Source organism: Kribbella sp. CWNU-51, assembly GCF_054073265.1.
The window spans coordinates 56,175-75,522 of sequence record NZ_JBSXMZ010000009.1 but is presented as its reverse complement, the minus strand read 5'-3'; the positions used below and the strand labels follow the sequence as shown (position 1 = coordinate 75,522).

Genomic DNA, 19,348 nt, shown 5'->3' with positions numbered 1-19,348 from the left:
GAGGTTACCGGCGAGTCACCCGGCTGGGAATGGTTCTGTGTGGTTCACGCACACGGTGCCTTCTGGCGGCAGCGTCGTCCCGTCGTGGAGATAAGTGACGATCGGACCGAGCAGGCACGGGTCACCGCTGGTGATCGAGTTGTGGCCGTCGGACTGGTAGGTCAGCAGGCGGGCGTTGCCGAGGTCGGCGGTCAGCCGCTTCGCACCGACGTACGGCGTGGCCGGGTCGTGGGTGTTGCTGACGACGAGGACCGGCGGCGCCCAGGCGGGGTTGCTGATCGGGCCGTGGTACGCGTCGCGGTCCTCGACCGGCCAGGTGCCGTAGTACATGTCGTCCAGGCCGCCGCCGAGCCACCAGAAGTGGTCGAACATCGCGAGGTTGTCGAGCCCGTCGGCGTAGAAGCGCTCGCGGGGACCGGTGGGCCAGTTCGCGTCGACCGCCGTCACGGCGTTGAACACGTCGGCGGATCCGAAGCCGTCGTCGGCCCGGGCGAAGGCCGCCATCGGGTTGGCGTCGCCGCCGTCGGCCTGGGTTAGCGCGTCGGCGAACACCGGCCAGAACCTGGTCGCGTACATCGCGGAGGTGGCAGCCGACAACACCTCGTCGCCGGTCACCGGCGGTCCCTGGGGATCGTCCGTGGGCAACGGTGTTTTGTTGAGCTTGGCAACGAGTGCGTCGAACGCCGTCTCCGGATCACGGCCGCCGAACCCGCAGCGCGGACCGGCCGCGGCGCACGCGGCGAAGAACCGGTCGAGCTCGTTCTCGAAGGACGCGGTCTGGCTCCGCCAGGTGTCGACCGGCCGGGCGTTGCTGCCGCGGACGTCCTCGGCGCTGCCGAGCACCATCGCGCGGGTCCGGCCGGGGAACATGCTCAGGTACGTCGCGCCGATGTTCGTGCCGTACGAGATCCCGAGCGCCGTCAGCTTCTGATCGCCGACCGCCTGCCGGAGCAGGTCGAGATCGCGAGCGGTGTTCGCCGTACTCATGTGTGGCAGCAGCGCCGGATTCCGTTGCAGACAAGCCTGTTGATAGGCCCGCATCGTCTGCTCGTACGACGCTCTGTCGACGACGTCGGCGCGGCTGTGGCGCACCGTTCCGGGGTCGGCCGACCCGCAGTCCAGAGCGGGCCGGCTCGCGCCGATCCCGCGCGGGTCGAAGCCGACGACGTCGAACTTCGCGAACAGCTGGAGCAACTGCGGTGGCTGGCTGCGGATGATGTCGAGGCCGCTCTGACCAGGACCACCGGGCAGCGCGAAGATCGAGCCGATCCGATGCGCCTGGTCGGTGGCCGGCTTGCGGATCATCGCGAGCTCGACCTTCTGCCCACTGGGCTTGCGGTGGTCGAGCGGGACCTTCGCGGTCGCGCACTCGAAGCCGCCGTCACACGGCTTCCAGGTCAGCTTCGGGACGGCTTCGGCCGCCGCGGTCGTGAGGCCGGCGACCAGGGTGCAGGCCATGAGCAGCAGTGCGCCGGATCGTCGTACGGAAGACAGCATGGTGTGGTTCTCCGGATGGTCGTGGATCGATTCCATCCGTTGTAAGGCGGCCGGTGCCGGTGCCGCCTCGGTAAGACCTGCCTATATCAACCGGTGCAGGATCTCGCCGGCATTGGGTATGACGAGGGTGCCGGGGTCCTCGTCGTACGCGGCCAGGTCGACGGTCGCGGGATCCAGGTAGCCGAGGTTGGCCCGGCGCACGACGTCCTCCGGGATGCCGGTGGCGAGGGTGACCCGGACGCGGAGATGCTCGCCGGTCGCGGGATCCCAGCTGCCGGCGCCGCGCAGGTGGGTGGAGTGCGCGAGTACGCCCCAGTGCAGGTCGCGGAACTGCTCCCACTGGCCGAGGAAGTAGTCGCGGCAGTGGTAGCCGATCTCCTCGATCTCCGGGTGCATCGCCGCCAGTTGGGTGACGTGCGGGGCGTAGAGGATGACCTCGCCGCCGTCCGCGACGATCGGCTCGACCTTGTAGAAGCCCTTGGCCGCGGTCCAGATGTCCTGGTACTTCGACGGCATCACCGACACGACTCGTTCGACCGGATGGTCGACGTACCGGACGTGGGTCTGGGCCGAGATGTCGGCGGCGGCCTGCCACGACGAGATCGTGTCGCCGAAGGCGATCGCGTGCAGGGCGTCGGTGCCGGACTGGGCGACGACGGAGAGTGCGAGTTTCTCGGCCGGGATCATCGCTGCGGCCTCGTCGATGAGCGCGCGGACCGGCGTGGTGCCCGGCGTACCGATGATGCTTGCACTGGTGATCAGGGCGCCGAGCCAGTGGCTCAGGTCGATGACCTCCTGGCCCGCGACGCCCGGGAAGAAGTACTTGTTGCCGCCGGAGAAGCCGACCACCTCGTGCGGGAACACCGGTCCGACGACGAGCGCGACGTCGTGCTCGACCACGGCGCGGTTGAGCCGCACCGGGACCTCGTCGCGCAGCATCTCGTCGGAGATCTCACCGACCCGGTCCGGGCTGATCGTGCCGAGGTCGGCGAAGGTGTCGGGCTTCCACCATTCGTGATTGATCACGTTCGGGTAGTCGGCGCCGAGGTGCTCGCGGAGCTGCTCGGGGGTCATCTCCGCATGGGTGCCCAGGGCAACCAAGATGGTGAGCCGGGAGACGCGGCCGTCGAGTGCGCCGTGGACGGCCCGCAGCAGCAGCGGGAGCGGGCAGCTGCGGGTGGCGTCCGGGACGATCACGCACACACTGCGCCCCTCCAGCCCCGCACCGGCCAGCGACCCGCGGACGAAACCGATCACCTCGTCCTCGGTCAGGACCCCACCCGCACCACCTAGTACGTCGACCATGACAGCCAGCCTAGGCGTTCTCGTCCCGTGGTCGACCGGTGAGTGCCTGGTTTCCAGCTGTGACCGGCTGAGAGCCCTTGGTAGGGAAGGGATCCCGTCATCGCGGGGTAAGCGTCCAGGCGTTGACCGGGTCCGGGTGGCGATAGACCATCGGTGGATCACCTGGGGGAGTGTGAGCGAGGGGGAGTTCCACCATGTCCGAGACGATCGAGTGGTCGAGACCGCAGGGTTTCGGGGGCGTGCTGCTGCGAGCCGGCGACGCGGCGTACGACGAGGCCCGGACGGTCTTCAACGGGATGATCGACAAGCGGCCGGCGATGATCGCGCAGTGCGAGTCGGCGGCCGACGTCCAGGCGGCGGTGCGGTACGGCGTCGGCCAGGGCCTGGAGGTCGCGGTCCGTGGCGGCGGTCACGGGGTGGCCGGCACGGCGGTCACCGAGGGTGGTCTGGTCGTGGACCTGCGCCGGATGAACAGCGTCCAGGTCGACCCGTTCGCCCGGATCGCGCGGGTCGGCGGCGGTGCGACCTGGGGTGATGTCGACCGGGCCGGTCAGAAGTACCTGCTGGCGACGACCGGTGGGCGGGCGTCGACGACCGGGGTCGCCGGACTGACCCTCGGGGGCGGATCCGGCTGGCTGGAGCGGAAGTTCGGGCTCGCGTGTGACGCGCTGATCTCGGTGGAGCTGGTCACGGCGGACGGGCGATTGCTGATCGCGGACGAGACGAAGAACGCCGAGCTGTTCTGGGCGCTGCACGGGGGCGGCGGGAACTTCGGCGTGGCGACCTCGCTGACCTTCCACCTCAAGCAGTTGCCCACGACAACGTTGGCGTTGCTGATGTGGCCGGCGTCGATGGGTCCTGACGTGCTCCGCGCGTACCGGGATCTGATCGAGCAGGGCGCACCGGACGAGCTCGGGGGCGGCGTGATCTATCTGACCGGACCGCCGGAGGAGTTCGTGCCCGCGCACCTGCACGGGGAGCTGATCGTCGGTGCGGCGGCGATCTACGCCGGCAGCGAGGCGGAGACCCGTGAGGTGTTCGCGCCGTTGTTCGCGCTGGCCCCGGAGGCCGAGATGGTCGCCGAGATGCCGTACGCCGACATCCAGTCGGCGCTCGACGATCCGCCAGGCTTCCGCAACTACTGGTCGGCGGAGCATCTGTCCGCGTTCCCGGATGCAGCGGTCACGGCGTTCGCCGACCGGGCGCAGGACATGGTCTCGCCGTCACCGTCGCAGCAGGCGATCGTGCCGTGGGGCGGTGCGGTACAGCGTGGCGCCGAGAAGTGGCCGCAGCCGCATCGCCAAGCCGCGTGGGTGGTCCACCCGTTCGGGCTGTGGTCGGATCCGGCCGACGACGCGCGGGGGATCAGGTGGGCGCGGGACGTCTGCTCGGACCTGCAGGAATGGTCGACCGGGTACGTGTACCTGAACTTCATCGGGAACGAAGGACAGAACCGGGTGATCGCGGGCTTCGGCCAGGAGAACTACGACAGGCTGTCCCGGGTCAAGTGCGAGTACGACCCCGAGAACGTCTTCCACCTCAACCAGAATATTGAGCCGGGCTGGCCTCGTTAGGCACCCGCGACCACTGCACAGCTGCGACCGCCGCGTAGGTGATCGCGCCCAGCGGGACGGACCACAGACGGAAGAACGGCAGTTGGCCGGTGAGCGCGGTCGCCGCGAAGATCACCCCGAACACGGTGACTCCGGCGACGGTGCCGCGCCGCCTGCTGTCGAGCGCCATACTCGGAAGTGGGCCCATGTGCTGATCGAGCAGGACGCAGAGGCCACTCAGACCGGTGATCGTGACGACGATGAAGAGGACGCCGCCGGCGATACCGCCGAAGACGATCGCGGTCGCGTTGAGAAACGTGAGCACCGCGACCACGACGGCGATGTCGAGGGCACCGAAGGTCAGCTGGTTGAACTTGCGTCGTCCGAGGTTGACGTCGCCGGCCGCCCGGATCGGGCCGGGCTCGCCGGACAGGCGCCGTACCGTCAGGACCAAGCTGGTCAGCAGCACGACGAGGATCAGTACGCCGGTCACGGAGAGCACCGCCGACCGCGCCGGGGACATGAACTGACGGACGTCGCCGTCGAAGTCGCAGCTCGCCGCCGGTGGCAACCACCGCGTCCGCACGGTCACGTCCGCACTGTCGGCAGCCGCCGGGAACTTGTGCGTGCAGGCCTCGGTCGGGTCGAACCAGCCCGGCATCGACAACGTCACCGCGGCCGTCCACGCCAGCCCGAAACACAGCCCCACGGCCAGCAACGACCCCGCCCGACGCCTCACCCAGTCCACGCCCCTACCCTCTCATCGATGACGTACGAGGGTTCTTACCTGTGGGACATCCGCCGGCAGCTCGGCTCCCGTCCGCTGCTGATGCCGGGCGCACAAGTGCTGGTCGTCGACGACGCCGAACGCTTCCTCTTGCAGCGGAGTCGGGATTCCGGCTTGTGGGAGCTGCCCGCGGGTGCGGCTGAGCCGGGCGACAGCTTCCGGTCCGCGGCGGCACGTGAGCTCCTCGAGGAGACCGGGCTGGTGGTCGCGGAGGCGGACCTGGTCCCGTTCGCCAGCCTGTCGGAGTCCGACGTCCACACCCTGACCTATCCCAACGGTGACGTCCTGCACTGCTTCGCCCTGTGCTTCGAGGCTCGCCGCTGGACCGGCGACCTGCGTCCTGCGGCGGACGAGGTGCTGGATGCGGTCTTCTTCGACCAACCACCGGCGGACCTGCATCCGCCGACGCGGGTGGTGCTGGAGTTGTACGCCGTCTTCCGCGCGTCGGGGGTTTTCCAGGCCCGCTAACGGCGAGCGACGGTGATGATGTTCTCGCTGGCGGAGGTGAGTGGGCCTCGCGACCAGTCGCCGTACTGCGCTTCGACGGTGAAGCCGGCCTTGGTGAGTACGGCGTTCAGCGTGTCGACCCCGGGGAAGTTGAGGCTGGCCCGGTCGGTGCGCAGCGGGGTGTCGTCGCGGAGCGCGGTCGTCTCGGTGAACGTGACCACGTCGCCCTCGACCTTCTCGACGTGGTAGATCATCCGGAGTTCGCGTCCGTTGTGGTCGACGACGTCGTACGGGTTGGTGGGGTTCCAGCTCTCCCACTCGCGGACCTCCGGGTTGCGCGTGCCGAAGACGAACCGGCCGCCGTCGACGAGCGCCGTCCGGATCCGCTGCAGCGATTCCTCCAGGTCCGTCACCAGGAACTGGAATGCGTTGCTCGCCATCACCGCGATCTCAAACTCACCCGCCCAGGCGATATCCGCGGCCTTCCCTTCGATCCACTCCACGTTCGGCACCCGCCGCCGGGCCCGCTCGAGCATCGCCTGATCCGGGTCGATCCCCGCGAACCGTCCGGTATGCCCTTCCTCGCGCGCCTTGGCTAGCAGCCCGCCCGTCCCACAACCCACGTCGAGCACGCTACCCGCATCCATCACGAACGACAGGTAGAAGTCGTCGCTCTTACCCCACGGGTTCAGCAGGTCATAGAGCTCAGCCGCATCCGCATCGGAATATCCCACCGTCCTACTCTCCCGGGGCCCGCAAGCGATTTTGCCCGCCGTCGTACGGCGTGACGAGGCGTTGGGAGCATTGTTACGCGTGGTCGAGGAGTTCACCCACGCGTTCCGCGGAGACGGCGCTCAGTCCTCGTGCGTGGGCAGTAGCGATCGCAGTTGATCGAAGGCCGTCGGCGGTCCGGCAGCCAGCCGATCCCGGATCAGGGCCGCACACTGCGCCGGCGTGTGTGCCTCGGTGTCGACCTCCACGTCGTACACGCCATGCTGATGCACCAACGGAAGTTGAAGCTCGGCCCGACCGACCGTGCGATTGCCGCGCTCGAGTTCGCGGCGGCGCAGCTCGGGCAGTGAGCACCGAACGCCTACGAAATACACCCGGAGCCCAGTAAAGGCGGTGAGCAATCGGCCAGTCGCCATCGCTCTCCGAGCACGTGATCCAGACGACGTCGTTGCCCGCCGCGCCCGTTTGGCGTGCAGTTCGACAGGATGTGTCGGTCCACGGGTGGTGGTCGGGCGGCGTCCTCAGGCGTGAAACCGGCCGGCGGGCCGGACCTGAGCCGACACGTCCTGTCGATCTGCACCAGTACGCGCCGGAATATCCGGCTCCCGTTTCCGTGGGTGCCCCATTCGGGCTACAGCGGGGGCGACGTTGTGCACCAGATCCGTACGCCGAGGTCGTCGCCGTACGGATCTGGTGCACAAAGTGACCGATCCCGGCGAGGCCGTCGCCTACGGAACACGCTGGGCCCGGGAAGCCGGATGGCAACCCGGACCCAGCGATGCGTGAGCCGTCAGCGGCTGGCTTGGGCGGCTTGTTCGATGACCTTGGTGATGGGGGCCGGCTTGGAGACGAGGCCTAGGTGGCCGGCTTTGATTCGGGTGATGGTGGACTGGGCGCGGGTGGCCATGAACAGCTGGGCGTCCGGAGTGATGATGAGGTCCTGGGTGCCGAGCACGTACCAGGACCGGATCGTGGCGTACGCGGGCGTACCGGACGGCTCGTTTCCGGCGCTGAGCGTGAGGGGTCGCTGGGACGGGTACAGGTTCTCGGCCTCGTGGCGCGGAACGCCGGAGGCGAACGAATTCACGAAGGTGTCGTGCTTGAGGTACAGATCCACGTCACCGGGAGGCCCGCCCGGGTAGGGGACGATGTCGAAGACGGTGGTGGGATCAGGGACGTTCAAGGCCGAGTCGGCGCCGACCAGCGGGAGGATCGTTTCTCCGGCCGCGGGCGCGAAGGCGTCGACGTACACCAGCCCCTTCACGTTCGGGTTGCCGGTCGCCGCGTTGGTGATGACGGCACCGCCGTACGAGTGGCCGACGAGGATGATCGGTCCGGTCAGGGTGGAAAGGAAGTCCTTGATGGTTGCGGAGTCGCTGCTGAGGCTGCGCAACGGGTTCGGTGGTACGCGGACCGTGTAGCCGTCGTTCAGGAGACGGCTGGTGACCTTGGACCAGCTGGATCCGTCGGCCCAGGCGCCATGGACCAGCACGATGGTGGGTTTGGGTCCGTTCGGGTGTGACGCCGCGGCGGGCGTCACCGCGGTGAGCACCACGGCCAGTACGGCGGCCAGCACGGTCAACACACGCGGAAGTGATCGTTTTCTGAACATCGACAAGCCTTTCGTCACGCGACTGTCGCCGGGAGGGCGTCGAGCTTGACGAAGTCGTAGGTGATTGCGGTACGGCGCACGGATGTACGCCGTACTGTTCAAGCTATGGCCGGCCCGGGTCTCGTGGCAGGCGGACTGCTACGACCGCAGGAACTCCAGCAGGTCGGCGTTGATCACGTCGGCCTGGGTGGTCGGCATGCCGTGCGGGTAGTCCTTGTAGGTCTTGAGGACCCCGTTCTTCAGCAACGCGGCCGACTTCGGGCCGGCTGCGACGTACGGAACGATCTGGTCGTCCTCGCTGTGCATCACCAGGACGGGGATGCTGATCTTCTTCAGGTCCTCGGTGAAGTCGGTCTGCGAGAAGGCGACGATACCGTCGTAGTGAGCCTTGGCGCCGCCCATCATCCCCTGGCGCCACCAGTTCGCGATGATCGCCTCGGAGGACTCCACGCCCGGCCGGTTGAAGCCGTAGAACGGTCCGGTCGGCAGTGCGCGGTAGAACTCGGAGCGGTTCGCCGCGAGTTGGGCCTGCAGGTCGTCGAAGACGTCCTTGGGCAACCCCTCGGGGTTGGCGTCGGTCTTCACCATCAGAGGCGGTACCGCGCTGATCAGCGCGGCCTTGGCGGCGCGGCCTTCGCCGTGCCGGGCGAGGTAGTGCGCGACTTCGCCGCCGCCGGTCGAATGGCCGACGTGAATGGCGTCGTGCAGGTCGAGATGTTCGACGACCGCGGCCAGGTCGTCGGCGTAGTGGTCCATGTCGTGACCGTCGGCGGTCTGCGTGGATCGCCCGTGACCGCGGCGGTCATGGGCGATGACGCGGTACCCCTGCTGCAGGAAGAACAGCAGCTGATTGTCCCAGTCGTCGGCCGACAGTGGCCAGCCGTGACTGAATACGATCGGCTGACCGCTGCCCCAGTCCTTGTAGAAGATGTCGATACCGTCGCTGGTCGTGATCGTTCCCACGGGTGTTGCCCCCTCGAAGTGCGTCATCCAGGCATGACTCGATGGGACCTCGGGCAGGCTTCGCAAACGCCCGACGTCTTGGGCCTCGAACCGATCGTCAACGGCCCGAAACCCTTTGTCAGCAACAGGTTCGGTGGCCTCACCACCCCCACGTCACCTTAGCCCGCGACCGCCGATGCCGGTAGCTATTGGGACACGGCTCAGCGGAGCAGGCGGGCTTGCTCGCGGAGGTAGTCGCCGGCCGACGTCGGCTTGATGCCGCGCTGCCGCAACGGCTCGTCGTCGCACTGCGACTCGTGGAGGTCCTGGAGAAGACCGGCGCCGAAGATGGAGGCGAGAGCGTCGTTCCGCTTGTCGAGCAGACGGATCGCGAGCCGGGCGACCGACCGGGGCAGGTGCTGCACCTTCATGCGGCGCTGGGTGAGTTCCTCGGCCATCGAGGCGGCTTCGTTGCGACTGATGGCCTCGGGGCCGCCGAACTCGACGACGGCGGGTGGATCGGTCTCGACTGCCACGGCGGTGACGAGTGCGGCGACGTCGTCGGTGCCGACCCAGCGTCGCTTAGTGTCGCCCTTGCCGATCACTGCGATCTTGCCCGCGCCCATGTCGAAGCGTCCCAGCGGTGCCAGATGGACCTCCTGGAACGCGTCGGGCCGGACGATCACGGTACGCATCGCCGACCTGCTGAGTCGCTGTTCGGTCGCCAGTTTGGCGCGCTCGAGCGGCGTACCGAGGGCGGCATCCGCGCCGGCGTACGAGACGTACACGAACCGCTCCACCCCGGCGGCCTCGGCCGCGTCGACCAGCGACGCCATCCCCACCTCGTCGGCCTCGTGGATCGACGGCGTACGCGCTCCGGCGAGCCGGCGTCCGATCACGGTCGCCGTCGCCACCACCGTGTCGACTCCCGCGCAGGCGGCACGGAGGCTCTCCGGCTGAGTGAGATCACCGCGTACGACGTCGACGCCGATCTCGAGGAGGCCGGAGTCGTCGGTGCCCGGGCGGACCAGGCACCGGACGGCGTTCCCTTGTTCGCGCAGGCGCCGTACGACGCGATGCCCCAGATCTCCGGTTCCCCCGACAACGAGCAACATCTCACTCACCACCCCTTCACGACCACGCTCGTACGTCCGGACTCCAGAAGCCAGCGTCTTTCGTAATAGAGGTCAAACGTTGTCCGCTATGCCTCTTAGGCTCGGGGTATGACAGCGAACGAGCAGACCCTGACCGGTGAACGTGTCGACCTCCTCGACTTCCTCGCCAAGCACCGCTACTTTCTGCGCCACACCGCGCAAGGCCTCTCCGACGAGCAGGCGAACACCCGCAGTACGGTCAGCGCCCTGACGGTCGGCGGCTTGATCAAGCACGTCACCGCGGTCGAGCGGACGTGGGCCGACTTCGCCCAGGGTGGTGGCGGCAAGGAGATCTCCGAGGAGACCGAGTACACCCCGGAGATGATCGCTGCCTGGGAGAACCAGTTCCGGCTCGCCGAGGGTGAGACGCTGGCCGGCGTACTCGCGGAGTACGAGAAGGTCGCCGCGGCCACCGACGACCTGGTCCGTACGCTCGACCTCGACACCAGCTACGAGCTGCCGGCCGCGCCTTGGCAGCCACCGGGTGTCTTCTGGACTGTGCGCCGGGTCTTCCTGCACATCGCGGCCGAAACCGCCCAGCATGCTGGCCACGCTGACATCATCCGGGAGACGATCGACGGCCAGAAGACGATGGGCTAGCCGGAGGACTTTCGTGGACGAGTACGCGATCAGGGCGCTGCGGGACGACGACCCGGAGGCGATCTCGGCCGCGTTCACCGCACTCGGGTGGGACAAGCCGGTGGCGCAGTACGAGAAGTATCTGGCTGATCAGCGGGTCGGGTCGCGTGACGTGCTGGTGGCAACCGTTGCGGACGAGTTCGCCGGATATGTCACCGTGCGGTGGGAGTCGCAGTACGAGCCGTTCGACGGGATCCCGGAGATCGCCGACTTCAATGTGCTGCCGAAGTTCCGGCGGCGGGGGATCGGGAGCGCTCTGATGGACGCGGCCGAAGCGCTGGTTGCCTCGCGATCCGATGTGGTGGGTATCGGTGTCGGGCTGTACGCCGACTACGGCACCGCCCAACGGATGTACGTACGCCGCGGCTACCTGCCCGACGGCCGCGGCCTGGTGTACGACGGCAAACAGGTCCCACCGGGTGAGCTGGTCCGCAACGACGACGCCGCCAACCTGATGTTCACCAAGTCCCTCCGCGGCTGAGTGGGACGCCGGTTCACACCGCCCCCCCACTGCGCTGAAAGCACTCGGTAGGGGATGCTGCCCATGTGACGGACACGACCGTGACTGACCCGGGATGGTTAGGGTAGCCTCAGCTGTGTGATCGTCTGCCACTGCGAGGTCGTCAGCGACCGGGACGTCCGCGAGAGTATCGCCGACGGCGCCCGGACGGTCGCGCAGGTGTGCGGGGCGACCGGGGCGGGACGGAACTGTGGCGGCTGCGTCTTCTCGTTGAAGCGGTTGTTGTGCCAGCATGGGAGGTCGGTCTCGGCACCCTCGTTCACGGAGGTCGCAAGTGCAACCGGTTGACCCACGCGTCGTCGTACTGCTCAACGAGGCGCTGACACTCGAGCTGACGGTGATCAACGGGTACTTCCTGGAAGCCAGGATGCTCGACAACTGGGGATTCGGCCGCCTGGGCAAGGCCTTCTACGACCTGTCCATCGACGAGATGAAGGATGCCGACGAGCTGATCAGCCGCATCCTGCTGTTCGACGGTCACCCGAACCTGCAGAAGCTCGGTGCCGTCACAGTCGGCGAGGACGCCCAGGAGATGCTCCGGCTGGGGCTCGAGGGCGAGCTCGCCGCGGTGGCGCAGTTCAACGCGGGCGCGAAGGAGTGCCACGACCTCGGCGACCACGGCACCGCCGCGGTGTTCGAGGAAATGGTCCGCGACGAGGAGAAGCACGTCGACTGGTTCGAAAGCCAACTCGACGCGATCGAGCGGATCGGCGTACAGCAATACCTCGCCCAGCAACTCGACCCCGGCAAGTAACCACGAAGGGCGCCACCCGCAGGTGACGCCCTCCGTCGTTCGTCAGCTCACTGACTCAGTTTGGTGAGTCTGGTGTACCAGTTGCCGAGGCTGGTGCGCGTGCCTCCGCAGCTTCCGAAGCCGGCCAGGTCCGGCGAGGGGAAGTACTCCGCGAGTGTGCACGTCTGGCCGATGTACTCCGACGCGAGCCAGATGTTGCCGCCGTCGGTCACGGCGGCGCCGTAGTCACCCCAACGCGTCCGCGGCGGATCCCCGACGAACGCCTTGTACGACGTGAAGCCGTCAGCCGGCCCGAGGCCCGCGGCCGCAAGGTGGATCGGTCCGACCGACCCGCGCTCGTCGATGCGGACGTAACCCGCGCTCGGGAAGTTGGTCTCGCCGAGGACCGAGAACGCGATCGCGCCCTTGCCGGCCGGGGTGAAGGCGATGGCCGGCATGGTGAGGTTGTTGTTCGCGAGGGCGATGTAACCCTGCGTGGTCACCCGTCCCTCGATCTTGCCGGCGCCGTTGATCTTCGGGCTCACCGCGAACCAGGCGATGCCCGCCTTGAGTTCGCCGTTCACCCTGACCGCGGTACCGGAGGAACCCCACAGGGTCCCGTTGACGTACCAGGTCTGCTGCATCCGCGAATCCAGCGAGTCCGGTGTGGACTCCACCTCGTTGTGGGCGGGTTCGTCGGCGGGGGCGAAGAAGACCTGCCAGCATCCGGGGCCGAACGGTGTCGGCATCGTCGTGTCGTTGATGCAATCGCCGAGCGGGATGTTCCCCGGCTTCTGGTCCGACTTCGGCGGGACCACATAGGTCTGGCTGTTCGTCAGCCGGCTCGTGATGCCGAGGTTCGGGGTCGCGGTGTTCAGCGACGCGGTGTTGGTGATCGCCCAGATGCCCAGCCGGCGCGCGGTACCGGTCGGGTTGCCGGTCTCGCTGCCGTCACCGGCGATCGTGCTCAGCGCGTACTCCGTGCCGTTCCGTTCGCCGGAGTACTCCCCGGCCGGCGAGTTGGCCGGCCAGACGGTGAAGCCCGGCGAACCGTCGACCGCGAGGTTCTCGACCAGGGTCAGGTTGACGCTGGCCGGGTGGCCGGCGAGCTGTGCCTTCGAGAACGCGAAGATCTGCGCGGCGTTGAAGTTCGGCCCGAACAGGTCGTACTCGTTGGTCGACACGTACACGCCGTTGGCGTCCTGGCCGATGTGCGGGTAGTCCTGGAAGCACGGCCCGTGGACGACCCCGTCGAGGGTGCAGCCGTGGTCGGGTGTGCCGTCGGTCCCGTCGTTCTGCGCCGGGACGTGGTAGATCGTCCAGGTTCCGAGCGGGCTGCCGGTGTTGGACACGGCGAGGTCGATCGTGTTCTTGCCGGTGAAGTCGCCGTTCGGCAGGCTGCCCAAGGTGGTGAGGACCACCATGAAGCGCTGGTGGTCCGGGTCGTACAGGCACACCGGGTCGATGACCTGCGGCCCGATCACGCCGGTCGTGCGGTTGATCGCGGGCGGGTAGCCGAAGAATGTGTTGAGGTCCTGAACCCCGCTCAGCGCGGCGGCGTTCGCGGAGCTGTGGACGCGCAGCACGCTGTTGACCGCCTCGACGACGAACCCGTTACCGACACACAGCGCCTGGTCGGGCGGCTCGACCGAGAACTGGTTACCGCCGTTGGCGAGGCGCTGGTCGCGGTGGGTCAGGCCGTTCACACTCGCCAGGACGTCCGGGTTGGAGCCGGCCACGGCGCTGGACGCGACGACCGGCGCGTCGAGCGGCTTCTTCGGGAACTTGCCGTTCTTGAACCCCGGGCGCGGACGGGTGAACTGACCGGCCTCGCCGTCGCCTTCCTCCTCTTCCCTGCCTCCGGGCCGCAGTTCCGGCTGCTGGAGACCGTCAATTCCCAACGGACGCGTCTGGATGCTCGTCGTTCCGCCGCTGGGGATCGCGCGCGTACCTCCGGCGGCCGCACCCAACGAGGTTGTCGGGGTGATCAGGCCGGCGGAGATGATCAGGGACGCAGTTGCCAGACCGAGCGCTCTGCGCCGGGTCATCTGAGAGGTGAACTTCATGGGTGCCTCCATGCTGGTCGCGTGCCACAGGAGTGACGACCGAACGTCAGCACGTCGGCACCCGCGATGCAGTGGTCGGCTTACCGCACCCCGAGCTGCCCGTTCGCCAAGCTTCACAGCCATTTGAGACCCGAAACGCGCCGAAGCGCAATAACCCGGAACCTTTCAGTCACCGTCGCCGCGACCCGGGGTCGGTGAGGAGGGAGGCATCAACTCTCGCGTCGTGTCCGGGCGGCGAGTAGCTTCAGGTCGAGAGGTCCTTCCGAGCGGGGAGAGTGCCTCTGCTTCCCGCTCATGGGCGAAAGGGGGAGGCATGGGGTAAGCGGTTGAGGGTTGTGCTCATCGGTGCCGTGTCGGCACTGCTCCTAATGACGGCGGGTCGCGCCAGTGCGCTGAATCCGGACACGCTGATCACCGTCGGCAGCCCTAGTGCGCCGTTCTCGGCGAACAAGCAGAACGAGCCGGCGGTGGCGATCGACGCCAACCACCCGGGCGTGCTGGCGGCAGGCGCGAACGACAACATCGACATGGAGGCCTGTAACGCAGGTCCGGACAACGACTGTCCGTTCACCGAGGGGGTCGGTGTTTCGGGGGTCTACTTCTCCTTCGACAGCGGTACTACATGGATCCAGCCCACCTTCACGGGCTGGAGCGCACGCAACTGCGTCGGCGTGCCCGGCGACACCGATCCAGTGTGTGCGCCGCAAGTCGGTCCGATCGGCACGTTGCCCGGGTACTTCGCGGCGGGCCTGGTGTCCGACGGCGACCCGGCGGTGGCGTTCGGGCCCGTGTTCAGGAACGGCAGCTTCTCGTGGGCGAACGGTTCCCGGTTGTACTACGCGAACCTGACGTCGAACTTCCCGGGACGCTCAGCGTTCAAGGGCTTCGAGGCGATCGCGGTGTCACGGGTCGACGGCCCGGCATCCACCGGCCTGACCCAGGCCGTCGTCTCGAACCAGGCCAACTGGAAGGCACCGGTCATCGTCAGCAAGCAGAACTCGGCTCTGTTCTCGGACAAGGAGCAGGTGTGGGCCGACAACGCATCCTCGAGCCCGTTCTTCGGTCACACCTACGTCTGCTCCGCGGCCTTCCGCGGCGTGCCAAGCCGTTCACAGCCGCTGGTGGTCGCGACGTCGACCGACGGTGGTGACAGCTGGACCACGCAGCAGGTCACGCCGGCCACCAACAATCCCAACAGCCCGAACGGATTCGGCCGGTCCGGCTGCACCATCCGGACCGACAGCCACGGTGTGGCGTACGTGTTCGCCTACCAGTTCGCCGCCGGGTCCCCGGGCAACGGCGTACAGCTCATGTCCAAGTCCGTCGACGGCGGCCGCCACTGGACCAAGGCCCAGCCGATCTTCCCGGCGACCGACCTGTGCAACGCTTTCGAGCCGTCGATCGGCCGGTGCGTCGAAGACGGCATCGCCGGGGCTCGCGACGACCTCGGGCCGTCGCCGAGCGTGGACCTCGCCAACGGCGCCCCGACCGGCGCGGACGCCACCAACCAGATCGTCGACTCGTGGGCCGACGGCCGTGACGGCCTGAACCACGAGCACGTGATGTTCTCCACCTCGACCAATGGCGGCACCACCTGGACCGGCCCCAGGACCATCGAAACGGCCGGGGACCGCGGCTACTACGCCGCGCCGGCGATCTCACCGAACGGGACCGACGTCTGGGTGGTCTACAACGCGTTCACGACGCCGTTCCGTAACAACACGTCGTCGCCGCGGAACCTCGTCGGCGTGGTCAAGCACGCGGACGTCTCCGGTGGCACCGTGGGTGCCTTCAGCGAGGTACACCGAAGCCCCGGTGGTGACCCAAGGGGCAGCAGCCAGAACAACCTGGCAGCGGAGTTCCTGGGCGACTACGTCTACGCGGCGGCCACCCGGACGTACGGCGCGGCTGTCTGGAACGACGTCCGCAGGGCCGCCACCTGCCCGGCGATCGACGCCTACCGCCTGGCCTTGCACAACGAGGCGCTGGCGGCCGGAGCTCCAGTGGCAGACCCGGAGGAGCCACGTGGTGAGGAGGACGCCGTCCACCAGGCGTTCAAGACTCAAGAGCCGGATGCCGTGGCCCCGCCAGTGCAGCAGGTGTGCGCCGGTGCCTTCGGCAACTCCGACATCTTCGGCGGGACCTACGCCGACCCGACCCCGTAGCTGACTGCGAGCCCGCGCCGGAGGAGCGGGCGTTGACCCAGTTCCGCACCACGACCCGAACGAGGGCGCCACCCCGATGGGTGACGCCCTCGCATCGCATCAAACATCAGGCGGGAACGAAACTCGCGTGCTGCTGGGACGTTGACACGCCGTCGGTGGTGCGGAGCATGGAGTGCGGGGGAGGTGCTGTGTCCGTTGCATTACATGGGCGCCGGTCGTACGACGGCTTGTGGTTCGTGCTGTTCGTCGCACTTGTCTTCGTCGGCTCGGCCGTCGTATCGCTGCCGGAGTCCGATGACCCGGCGGAGGCCATCTCGTCGTTCTATCAGGTGCAGCGCGGCGCCGTTGTGATCACGCAGGCCGTCGGGCTGGCGGCGGTCGTCGTACTGCTGCTGGTGCTCGCGGTGCTCCTGCGCTGGGTCGGTGGTGGGTGGCCGCTGCTGATCAGCGGCGGTCTCGTCGCACTCGCGAGCCTGGGGACCGCAGTGCCGGTGCTGGTGCTCGCTCTCGATGACCGGCTCGGTGCGTCCGGCACCATATCGGCCGCCCGTTGGGCTGACTGGTCTGACGACGCGTTGTTCGTCGCGATCGCCCTGTTCGTCGGCGTTGTCGCGACGCGGATGCAGACGCCGGCCCTACGAGTGTCGTGCACCGTCGTCGCCGTTGCTTGCGCTATCCGCGGCGTCGGGGCTCTGCTCGGCTTCCATGCCCTCGACGTCGTCGCCCCACTGATGTTCCTGATCCTGATGATCTGGCTGGGAATCGCCCGTCTGAGAACCAGCTCTGCGACCCGAACCGAGTAGCACAGATGTGCCGAGGGGGTGGGCGGGGCTAGCGGCCGTAGGCGGTGAGGAACCGGTCCCGGAAGGTATCCATCGGCCAGACCGGTGCGCCGGCATCCGGCCGCAGCCCATCCCGCCAGCCCCAGTCCGCTACCCGATCCGTCACGGCCGGGTCGGCCGCGATGATACTCACCGGCACGTCGTGGCTCGCCCCCTTGCCCGAGACGATGCTGGCCGGCTGATGGTCGCCGAGGACGACGAGCACCAGGTTGCGGTCGTGGAGCTGCTGCACGAACGAGGTCAGGGCATCGAGCGAGTAGGCGATGGACTGTGCGTAGGCGGCCTTCACACGGTCCGGCTGCCGCCACACGTCTTCCGGCGAGTCGCCCTCGGCCGGCATCGGGTCGAAGACCGAGCCGTCGCCCAGCCGGCTCCAGTCGACGAGCCGGGGGAGCGGTGCCCAGGGCGTGTGGCTGGAAACCAGGTCGACCTCGGCCATGACGGGAGCGCGGTTCGGCTTCGCCAACTCCAGCCGCTGGAGCGCGGCCAGGGTGTACTGGTCAGGCATCGAGGCATAGCTGAACGCCGGCCCGGCGTACCCCACGTTCCGGCGGTCGTAGACCTTGTCGTAGTGGTAGTACGTCTTCGCCACCGACCAGTCCTCGTCGTTGGACGGTACGTCGGCGACTGTCCGCCAGCCGGCGCGACCGAACGCGTCGGTGAGAGTGAGCCGGTCGAGGGTGACGAGGTGGTCGTACCGCCGCTGGTTGTTCACCCACAGCCCGGACTGCAGAGTGGAGTGCGCAAGCCAGCTGATGCCGCCGAACGTCGGCGAGGTGAGGAAGCCGCTGCGCGAGGAGAAGCCGGCCTGCTGCAGCCGCCGGTCCCCGGCCTTGAGCGCCGACCCGACTACAGGAGAGTCGAGCGCCGTGCGTCCGTAGCTCTCGACGAAGACCAGGAGCACGTCCTTGCCCCTCAGGCCGGTCAGCAAGTCGTTGCCCGGGGTGTCGCGGAAGGGATCCTGCTTGAGCGCCCGCGCGAATTCCCGCTGGTCGCGGAGGTCGTCACGGACCTGCGTGGTGAGTCGAGCCGCGGAGGTCGAGGTGATCTGTCGTACGGGCTGTGGCCCGGCGCCGGTCAGCGCGGGCACGATCGAGATCGCGGCCAGGACGGCGACGATCCGCATCGACGGCCGCCGGTGTCTCGCGACGAGCCGGGTCAGGCGCACCGCCGACAGCGGCAGCAGGACGAGCAGAGCCACGCAGAGGACTCCGGCTCCGATGAAGACTGCGAGGGCGCCGACGCGGCCGATCGAGTCGCCGAGCAGGCCCAGCGCGGAGCCGGCGTACGCCGCGTCGTAGACGGGGTGGAAGGGGCGGTCGAAGGCGAAGTAGAAGCCTCTGTCGAGCAGCCGCAGGATCATCAGCACCCCGACGAGGAGACCGCCGACCAGTGCGAGGATCCGCGCGAGTCTCGACGGCAGCACCCAGACGAGGACGACGAACACCAGGACCTCGAGCGGGATCCGGAGGAAGGCGGCCGGCGACAGGTCGCCGGTGTGGTCCGGCACGAGAAGCACAGCCCAGACGAGGAGCACCGCCAGCACCGACGTCACGGTGGCACGAGTGCCGGGCGGGCTTCCGGCCTGGCGCCACAGTCCCCAGATCTGACGGCCGAACGACTCAGCCAGCAGTCCCAGCGCGATCAGCAGCGTCACTGTGGTCACGGCATCGGGCAGGATGCCGGCCGCCGCGACGGTCAGGGCGATGCCCTGGATCGCCGCGACTACCTTGGCCCAGTAGCGGGGCGGGAGCGAACCGCGCAGCCACGGCAACGCCCAGCTGGCGGCCACGAACACATAGCGGGCCGCACCGATCGCAAGCACCCACCAGCCCGTCGTATGGGCGACGTACACGCTCAGGACCATGATCAGGAACGCGTCGACTTCCATGTCGAAGCGCGCCCCGAACGCCGAAGCGGTGCCGGTACGCCGAGCGATCTGACCGTCCACCCCGTCGAGGACCAGCGCCACCGTCGAGAGCGCCACGAGGATCGCCACCGGCGCCTTGCCGCCGAACGAGTCCGCCGTAAGTGCCGCGACCCCGCAGGCGAGGACCGCGCGAGCCAGTGTCACTCTGTCCGCAGGCCCCAGCCCGTCACGACGGTGACGCGCCATCGCGCGGGCAAGCAGCCCGGCAAGGCCGGCTCCGCAGGCGACGCCGGTCGCCCAGCCGGCGACGTCGAGGCCGGTGGTCGCCGCGAGTACACCGAGGAGCACGAGCAGGCAAGCGAAGCTGGCGAGCGGGCCGGTCAGGATGCGGCTGCGCACTCGACCCTGAACCAGACGCACAGTGCCTCCGTATCTACGCGTACGACAGTCATACGAGAACAGCGTCGCACCGGTTCACCCGGGC

At 68.3% G+C, this 19,348-nt stretch carries 18 protein-coding genes; 8 read left to right on the top strand and 10 right to left on the bottom strand.

Annotated elements, in window-relative coordinates; genetic code table 11:
- Positions 1 to 15 precede the first annotated feature (15 nt).
- Complete coding sequence (locus ACXC9Q_RS14175) at positions 16 to 1,533, bottom strand: alpha/beta hydrolase (RefSeq protein WP_457056964.1); 1,518 nt, start codon at positions 1,531 to 1,533, stop codon at positions 16 to 18.
- Between the two features lie 45 nt (positions 1,534 to 1,578).
- Positions 1,579 to 2,802 (bottom strand): lactate racemase domain-containing protein, encoded by a 1,224-nt coding sequence (locus ACXC9Q_RS14170; RefSeq protein WP_457056963.1) that lies wholly within the window; start codon positions 2,800 to 2,802, stop codon positions 1,579 to 1,581.
- A gap of 194 nt (positions 2,803 to 2,996) precedes the next feature.
- Between ACXC9Q_RS14170 and ACXC9Q_RS14165 the strand changes: the two genes are divergently transcribed.
- Positions 2,997 to 4,376 (top strand): FAD-binding oxidoreductase, encoded by a 1,380-nt coding sequence (locus tag ACXC9Q_RS14165; protein WP_457056962.1) that lies wholly within the window; start codon positions 2,997 to 2,999, stop codon positions 4,374 to 4,376.
- Here ACXC9Q_RS14165 and ACXC9Q_RS14160 read toward each other — a convergent pair.
- Positions 4,342 to 5,103 (bottom strand): hypothetical protein, encoded by a 762-nt coding sequence (locus tag ACXC9Q_RS14160; RefSeq protein WP_457056961.1) that lies wholly within the window; start codon positions 5,101 to 5,103, stop codon positions 4,342 to 4,344. The two genes, ACXC9Q_RS14165 and ACXC9Q_RS14160, sit on opposite strands and share 35 nt — an antisense overlap.
- Before the next feature lie 18 nt (positions 5,104 to 5,121).
- Here ACXC9Q_RS14160 and ACXC9Q_RS14155 point away from each other — a divergent pair, with 18 nt between their 5' ends.
- Positions 5,122 to 5,610, top strand: a complete 489-nt coding sequence (locus ACXC9Q_RS14155) for an NUDIX domain-containing protein (protein ID WP_457056960.1) — start codon at positions 5,122 to 5,124, stop codon at positions 5,608 to 5,610.
- Here ACXC9Q_RS14155 and ACXC9Q_RS14150 read toward each other — a convergent pair.
- From ACXC9Q_RS14150 to ACXC9Q_RS14130, 5 genes are all read right to left on the bottom strand, one after another.
- Positions 5,607 to 6,323 (bottom strand): class I SAM-dependent methyltransferase, encoded by a 717-nt coding sequence (locus tag ACXC9Q_RS14150; RefSeq protein ID WP_457056959.1) that lies wholly within the window; start codon positions 6,321 to 6,323, stop codon positions 5,607 to 5,609. The genes ACXC9Q_RS14155 and ACXC9Q_RS14150 overlap by 4 nt on opposite strands.
- A 120-nt stretch (positions 6,324 to 6,443) precedes the next feature.
- On the bottom strand, positions 6,444 to 6,737 hold the full coding sequence (locus ACXC9Q_RS14145) for a phosphotransferase-like protein (protein WP_457056958.1): 294 nt from the start codon (positions 6,735 to 6,737) through the stop codon (positions 6,444 to 6,446).
- Positions 6,738 to 7,111: 374 nt separating this feature from the next.
- A complete protein-coding gene (locus tag ACXC9Q_RS14140) occupies positions 7,112 to 7,906 on the bottom strand; it encodes an alpha/beta fold hydrolase (protein WP_457056957.1) in 795 nt (264 codons plus the stop codon).
- Positions 7,907 to 8,071: 165 nt separating this feature from the next.
- The gene (locus ACXC9Q_RS14135; protein WP_457056956.1) at positions 8,072 to 8,896 is read right to left on the bottom strand and encodes an alpha/beta fold hydrolase; all 825 of its coding nucleotides are present in this window, start codon (positions 8,894 to 8,896) and stop codon (positions 8,072 to 8,074) included.
- Positions 8,897 to 9,096: 200 nt separating this feature from the next.
- Positions 9,097 to 9,990: an SDR family oxidoreductase gene (locus ACXC9Q_RS14130; RefSeq protein ID WP_457057188.1), complete on the bottom strand. Its 894-nt coding sequence runs from the start codon at positions 9,988 to 9,990 to the stop codon at positions 9,097 to 9,099.
- Positions 9,991 to 10,098: 108 nt separating this feature from the next.
- On the opposite strand from ACXC9Q_RS14130, the gene ACXC9Q_RS14125 reads away from it, so the two are divergent.
- The 4 genes from ACXC9Q_RS14125 (at position 10,099) to bfr (ending at position 11,942) form a co-directional block, all read left to right on the top strand.
- Positions 10,099 to 10,629 carry a DinB family protein gene (locus ACXC9Q_RS14125; RefSeq protein WP_457056955.1) on the top strand — a complete coding sequence of 177 codons (531 nt, stop codon included), beginning with the start codon at positions 10,099 to 10,101 and terminating at the stop codon, positions 10,627 to 10,629.
- A gap of 13 nt (positions 10,630 to 10,642) precedes the next feature.
- Entirely contained in the window at positions 10,643 to 11,149 is a 507-nt protein-coding gene (locus ACXC9Q_RS14120) for a GNAT family N-acetyltransferase (RefSeq protein ID WP_457056954.1), read from the top strand.
- Positions 11,150 to 11,266: 117 nt separating this feature from the next.
- On the top strand, positions 11,267 to 11,476 hold the full coding sequence (locus ACXC9Q_RS14115) for a (2Fe-2S)-binding protein (protein ID WP_329481412.1): 210 nt from the start codon (positions 11,267 to 11,269) through the stop codon (positions 11,474 to 11,476).
- Positions 11,463 to 11,942, top strand: coding sequence for a bacterioferritin (gene bfr, locus ACXC9Q_RS14110; RefSeq protein WP_329481411.1), 480 nt, complete (start codon positions 11,463 to 11,465; stop codon positions 11,940 to 11,942). The genes ACXC9Q_RS14115 and bfr overlap by 14 nt, the downstream gene beginning before the upstream one ends.
- A 47-nt stretch (positions 11,943 to 11,989) precedes the next feature.
- Here bfr and ACXC9Q_RS14105 read toward each other — a convergent pair whose 3' ends face one another.
- Positions 11,990 to 13,987 carry a hypothetical protein gene (locus ACXC9Q_RS14105; RefSeq protein ID WP_457056953.1) on the bottom strand — a complete coding sequence of 666 codons (1,998 nt, stop codon included), beginning with the start codon at positions 13,985 to 13,987 and terminating at the stop codon, positions 11,990 to 11,992.
- Positions 13,988 to 14,313: 326 nt separating this feature from the next.
- Here ACXC9Q_RS14105 and ACXC9Q_RS14100 point away from each other — a divergent pair, with 326 nt between their 5' ends.
- Entirely contained in the window at positions 14,314 to 16,152 is a 1,839-nt protein-coding gene (locus tag ACXC9Q_RS14100; RefSeq protein WP_457056952.1) for a sialidase family protein, read from the top strand.
- A 188-nt stretch (positions 16,153 to 16,340) separates the two neighbouring features.
- Entirely contained in the window at positions 16,341 to 16,955 is a 615-nt protein-coding gene (locus ACXC9Q_RS14095) for a hypothetical protein (RefSeq protein ID WP_457056951.1), read from the top strand.
- Between the two features lie 28 nt (positions 16,956 to 16,983).
- On the opposite strand, the gene ACXC9Q_RS14090 is transcribed toward ACXC9Q_RS14095, so the two are convergent.
- The gene (locus tag ACXC9Q_RS14090; RefSeq protein WP_457056950.1) at positions 16,984 to 19,284 is read right to left on the bottom strand and encodes a CDP-alcohol phosphatidyltransferase family protein; all 2,301 of its coding nucleotides are present in this window, start codon (positions 19,282 to 19,284) and stop codon (positions 16,984 to 16,986) included.
- Between the last annotated feature and the right edge of the window lie 64 nt (positions 19,285 to 19,348).